Origin of the sequence: Lutibacter sp., from assembly GCF_046055765.1 — a bacterium.
Lineage (GTDB): Bacteria > Bacteroidota > Bacteroidia > Flavobacteriales > Flavobacteriaceae > Lutibacter.
Window position 1 is genome coordinate 1 of the sequence record NZ_JASFZF010000026.1, and the last position, 6,325, is coordinate 6,325.

Sequence of the window (6,325 nt, forward strand, 5' to 3'; positions counted from 1 at the left end):
GTTGTGAATTGCTTTCAGATTTGTATTTTTACTTAGCATTCGCAGTATAGTTAAGATTAAACCCTTAACATACTGTGAGTTAAGTAAGTTACTAGGATTTAGAAAAATTGCTTTATACTAGCAACCGTTTTTTAAAGGACTTCATTTTTTTTATGCTATTGAAACTAACTTGTACTAAAACAATTCTAACTGCTGGATTGGTTGTTTTATTTCAGTTATTTTTTGAGCTAAAAATAACTCCATCATTCCAAATTGTTTATCAGTAATTTGTAAAATTCCTACCTTGCCCAATTTGGGTAAATTAATTTTAACTCTTTTCGTATGCACGTCTGCATTTTCTCTGCTTGGGCAATGCCTCATATAAATAGAAAATTGAAACATGGTAAAACCATCAGTTAATAATTGTTTTCTAAATTGAGCGGCTGCTCTCCGTTCCTTTTTAGTTTCGGTAGGTAAATCAAAAAAAACAAGTACCCACATAATTCTATATTGATTGTATCTTGAAAAATGCCCCATTACTTTTTAATTTTTCTAAATACATTATTTAAGTTGTTTTATACATTGGATAAAGTAGTTTTCTGCTTTCTCCTGTAAAGCACTGATATAAGCTATGGGTAGTTCTACTCATAGCAATTAATAATGGGCTATTTTTACCATCTATATATACATCTATTGTAGGTAATTGTAACAATTCCATTTTTAAATTGGTGGTTAACTCCTCTACATTTACATTTGTTTGCATAATTTCATGCACTAATACATCTACATACACTCTATAAGGCTCCATTATATCATCTGCCAAGCAATAGGCATTGTACTTGTTTTTATGAAATATACCAACACTAGGTAACATTCCAGAACTTACCAAGGCTCTGGCAGTTATAGCTCTTAGTATTGCATAACCGTAGTTTAATAAATTATTAGGTGTAGCCCCATATTGTTTTCTTGTAAAATTAGGTATGTTAAATAGTTGTTTCCAATAATACACTGCTGCTCTGCTTTCATGATTTTCTAAATCGCCACTTTTAACTTCACTTGCCCATTTAAATAATTTACGTGCTGGTATCTGTAAATGTTCTAAATATAAGGCTTGGTTATTTATTTTTGCACTAATGGTTTGCTGCCATAAGTTCTTTTTTAAAGGCATACTTGCATTTAATTGGTTTCTATAACGTTCAGCTTGCTCACTATGTCCCACCAAAGGCTGTAATAAACTTATGGGCAAATGAAACGCATCACAGGTTATAATAGCCGCTTTATTTTCAATTAGTTTTGAAAGTAACCCATTGGTGATGGTTATTTGTTGATTTTCTAATACCAACATCCCTACATCTTCTATAGGTATCGTTTTAGTCTCTTTTTCATCATTAGGATATGATATGACTAACTGTTTATTTTTGGTGCTTAAATAAGTTGGAGTGCTAAAAAAAAGAGTTCGTTTTATCATAATTTATTTTACCATACCTCCTAGAATTATAATGTTGATATTAGAATACAACACCTCTTGGATTATAAAGTACTAAGAGGTGTTGGTTAATTATTAATATAATTAATATTCACCTACGTGAACAATTTTACCAAGATGGTTGACTCTTACTTTTACAATGTTTCTTAAAGGTTCAGTACTTTGAATAAAATTAAATGTTTTACCTGATAACTGTTTTTTAGTTTTTAATATTATTCCATCTATTGCTTTTGTTTCCAAATGATGTGTAAACATATAATTTTTAGATGATATCTTTTGAACTCTAAATAAATGCTCACTAATAATTTTAATGTTCTTAATATTTAATAAATCTGTTTCTTGCGGATTGAAATCTTGTGAAGGAAATACAAACATTTCATTTTGTTTCATTGTGAATAAAAATTCCCATCCTAAACTACGATTGTAACTTTTATCAATAATAGGTAAATCGGCATTTACATTTGCAACTGCCTCATAAAATGAAACTACTTTTTCCTTCAATTTTCCTTTTTCATCTTTATAAATGGCAACATGATGATTGTTACCTGTACTTACAAAATCAACAGCTTGTGCATTTCCGTTTTCATTTAAAATAGGTTTCCCAAAATGATCCTTTTTCACATGTAAAGGTTCTGCATTTTTAACACCATTTATAGTCACTCTTTTTATAGCAATAGTTTTACTTTGATTTAACCAAATAGGGTTCTTGTCTAAATTTGAAAACGCTTCTTTTGGTTTATTGTTAAATTCCTTTAAACGATTTTCTAATATTTTTCGGACTCCAACATCAACCACCTTTTGTATACTCTTTATATCTTTAAAATTATCAGGGTTTATTTCTTTTCTAATTGTATAATTAGTTTCAAAGCTTTTAGTTTTAACTATTTCAGGTAATTTTTCAGTTTTAGAACTATTTAAATAAATTGGGTTTTTCGCCAAAGAGTTTTTACCTGCAAATGCTTTTTTAGGGTCATTTCCAAATTCTTCTAAACGTTTCAATAATACTTTTCTATATAGTGGTTTTGTAACTTGTTTTAGTTTTATTGCATCGAATTTAGCAGAAATTTTTTCAATTTTAACATAAGATTCATTCCGTTTTCCGTAAACTGTTTCCTTATGAAGCTGACCTCTAGGTGTTAATTGTATTTTTTTAATAAAACCATGCGTACTTTTCGTTTTATTAATATTTTTAGTAACTACTTTATTTTTAGCTTTAAAAGAAATTAAAACTTGTTCTAAATGATTTTTTGCAACTGTCCTGAAATTTGGTATTGGAGGAATAAATAGTCTCTTTTTTCTACCATTTTTAGACTCATAAACTTTTGTTACTTTATCTTTTACTCCTTTTAATTTACTTTTTTCGTGATCTATTTCGTTGCCATTTAGACCATATAAGGTATTTAAATTATTTAAATACTGTACGTGGTTATAACTTGTAAAAGCAACCGTTAAGGCATCCATAGCATGGTGTCTATGATCGTTTCTTTTTGTCCAATCAATAATTTGCTCTATAAATTTACCTTCTTTTCGTTCTTGCATTTCGGTAAGACCTAATGCTTTGTATTTAGGTAAGTTTAATTCTTTCATTACATTTATTAATCCCCAATCATCACGTAACTTATTTGTAATACTTCCTGTTGTAGTATTTACCGTTCTAACAACTTCTTCTAATAATTGCTTCGATTTTTTAGCAATGTATTGACTGTTTCTTAAATCTCTTTCAATAAACCCATCTGGAAGTTCAGCTCGAGACATTAGTAACTTTTTAGATTTTCCTTTAGATATTTTATCAGCTTTTAATAAACTATCAACTCTCTTTTTATAACTCTCTAAATCTTCTGAATATTTATTAGTAATAAAATCAATTGCGGTACTATCTCCTTTTGCTAAATTAACTTTTCTATAGGCCAATGTTTTATTTGAAAAAGAATCATCAAATAAAATTGCTTTAGGTATAATATGCTCTATATCAATATCTTTTGAAAAAAGTTTTTCTTTAGGAAGGTATTGATTTGTAAATAGTGTTTTATACCCATTCTCACTTAACTCTTCATATAATTTATATCTAATAATGTCATTTCGTGTAGGGTTTTTAATGCCAAAATCACTTTGCAATAATATTCTTATTGAATCGTGTTTACTTTTAGCACTATTTATATATTTAGTCGCATCAGCACGTTCTTTTGCCGATTTCTTTAATTCACGCGCTAATTCAATTCTAATTTCATCGGGTTTTCCATAGGTGTCAATTACCTGATTAATAACATTTACCATTTGGTTTAAAATTTTCTCAACCACAGGGTTTCTTAAACTATTTTTAGGTAGTAATTCTAACTTATCTTTTAAAGGTCTATTTGCTAATTCTTCAGAGGTTAAAGAGTTAGGATGATTGTCTTTTGCAAATGCACAAGCTTCTGAAAATTCATTTCCATTTTTTAAAAAAGGGAGTATTTTTTTGATAGCTCGACTACTTAAACTTCCATAATCTTGTTGTAAAGAAACGTTCGTTAATAGACTAGCGTAATTAGGTTGAAACCCATATTTTAAATGTAATTTCTTTTTTAAAGAAACATTAGAGTTCCCGTAAATAATTTCATCTTCTTTATTTATTTTACTGTCGTCTTCTGCTGAATATAATAAATGCCATAATTGATAAGAATCTTGTTGATCAAATTCTTTTCCATTTAGAACTGCATCAAAATCTAAAATACTTGGTTTAATACCAATCTGTGGAAATACTATTTTTAATTCTTCTTTTATGGCTTTCGCAGATTTTTTAGCCCAATCAAAACCATAGCCTTCATTTTCAACAATATTTTGGTAAATATTATATAAAGCGGCATTTGTAATGTTTCCTTCAATTTTCTCAAAATTACATTCCCATTCTGAAATTTTGCCTAAATCAAAATCTGAACTAAGAATGTTTAATATATCTTTTGACTTTAAATCACCTCTTAAATTAAGTTCATCAAACAAACCTTGTCTAATTTCATCATCTATTTCTTTTACTTTAATTAGCGTTTTAGATGTCGAGTTTTTAAATTCTAAATTATTAAGGTTTTGCCATATCTTAAACTCTTGAAATAAAGGCGAGGATTTAGGAATCACTCTTGGACCTACTTCTTTTATTTTTTTTACATTATCAACGATAATCTCTACTTTTCTTTTCTCAAATTGGCATATGCTTATCAATCCTTTTTGAGATTTTAATTTACGTTGATAAAAAATAATAACATCTCTTATTCTTTGTTTTAATTCATTTGTGAGTATTTTATGAAACTTTGCTTGAGTTTCCCATATTTGTTCAAATTCATCTAAATAATCTTGACGATAGAATACTTGATTTTTTAATGAGGTATGCGGGTTCTTTTTAATTTGATTGTATAAATTTTCACCTATAGTTTCCTTATTAAAATAAAGCTCTTTGCTTCTATCACTTATTGCTCCTAAATACCCACTCGATTTATTTAAATCATTATTAATATCCTGAAATACAATAATTAATTGTTCTAACTCTAATTTTTCTGAAAGACCTTGAACTCTCCATTCATATTGTTCTATTTTTTTTTCTTTAGCAGTACCTATTCGTTTAATTCCAACTAAATAAAATGGTTTTTCACAAATCTTCCAAGTGGCTCCTTTATTTTTTCCTTTAATTTCTTTATATAGTGAATCAACTAATATTTCTGAATAAAATTTCTTTTGAAAGTTCCAAATAGTATCAAACTCAGATTGTAAATCTGAGCGATAAAAATCGGGGATATATTTTTTTGCATCTTTTAAAAGGTTTAAAACAAATTGCCCCGGCGTAAGATTGTCATCATATAATTCTTTAGCTACAACCATTCCATCAATAATACTTCCTTCATCTTCATTCTTTGCTTTTCTACTACTTTTATAACCTCTTTTTTTGTTAATAGCCAATAAGATCTTACTTAATTGATGTAATTCAATTTTTTCTGAAGCAGCTTTAGATCTAAGTGTTAAGGTTTCAAAAGTTGAGTTCTTTCCAATTTCTGTCAATGGAGTACTACTTGAAATACAATCATTTTTTTCAAGGATTTCAATAAGGTTTTTCCTTCTAAGTTTAAAACGCTGTAAATTTCTTCTTGCACCTCTCTGTTTTGTTCTTTTAGCATTAGGTGATAATCCTTTTCCTGATGCAAAATCTTCAATTGGATTTTTTGAATCGCTAATTTTACCCGATTTATCGACTTTATTAAAATTATCATATTGAATAATTCTAACACCCAATTTAATAATTTCTGACTGTTCAGTTTTGCTTTCAGATTCATTTACCAATGCCCATCCAATAGACGTAGTTCCTAAATCTAGCCCTAATATTCTTTTCATATTTACATTTTTTTTAAGAAATTAAAGTTATAAAAATAAAAACTTTTTAAAGTTGATTTTTATCATAAAATTTAACAAGAAAAAAATTGTATATTTGAATTACAAATTTGAAAGCAATTCACAATAAGGATTATTCCGTTGTGAAAACATTTAAAGCGGCATTTATTTAGTTAAATGTCGTTTTCGTTTATAAAAGAATTAAATTGGTATAAAGTGGGGAAACTCATAATCTTGCTCAACACAACAAATTCTAACTTTAAACTTTTTGGACCAAGTACTTCTGCCCTTTTCTCTAGCTTCTATATAATCTACATTTAATCTCCAATGTTGAATTGCTTCCAAGCTATTCCAATAACTAAGAACGAGAGTTCGATATAAATAAAATAATACAAATTGTTGAATTAGTGCGTTTTATAGTTGTTTTGTCATTCCTGCGAAGGCAGGAATCCATAAATAGGATGCGTTTAGATTCCTGCCTTCGCAGGAATGACACCCGTTTTTACTATA

General features: G+C 28.2%; 3 protein-coding genes. All 3 read right to left on the bottom strand.

What is annotated here, in order from left to right; all coding sequences use genetic code 11:
- Positions 1-174 precede the first annotated feature (174 nt).
- A complete protein-coding gene (gene cas2 / locus QM495_RS02960; protein WP_408670619.1) occupies positions 175-516 on the bottom strand; it encodes a CRISPR-associated endonuclease Cas2 in 342 nt (113 codons plus the stop codon).
- A gap of 28 nt (positions 517-544) precedes the next feature.
- Positions 545-1,447 (bottom strand): type II CRISPR-associated endonuclease Cas1, encoded by a 903-nt coding sequence (cas1, locus tag QM495_RS02965; RefSeq protein WP_408670620.1) that lies wholly within the window; start codon positions 1,445-1,447, stop codon positions 545-547.
- A gap of 102 nt (positions 1,448-1,549) precedes the next feature.
- Positions 1,550-5,818 carry a type II CRISPR RNA-guided endonuclease Cas9 gene (gene cas9 / locus QM495_RS02970; RefSeq protein ID WP_408670621.1) on the bottom strand — a complete coding sequence of 1,423 codons (4,269 nt, stop codon included), beginning with the start codon at positions 5,816-5,818 and terminating at the stop codon, positions 1,550-1,552.
- Positions 5,819-6,325 lie beyond the last annotated feature (507 nt).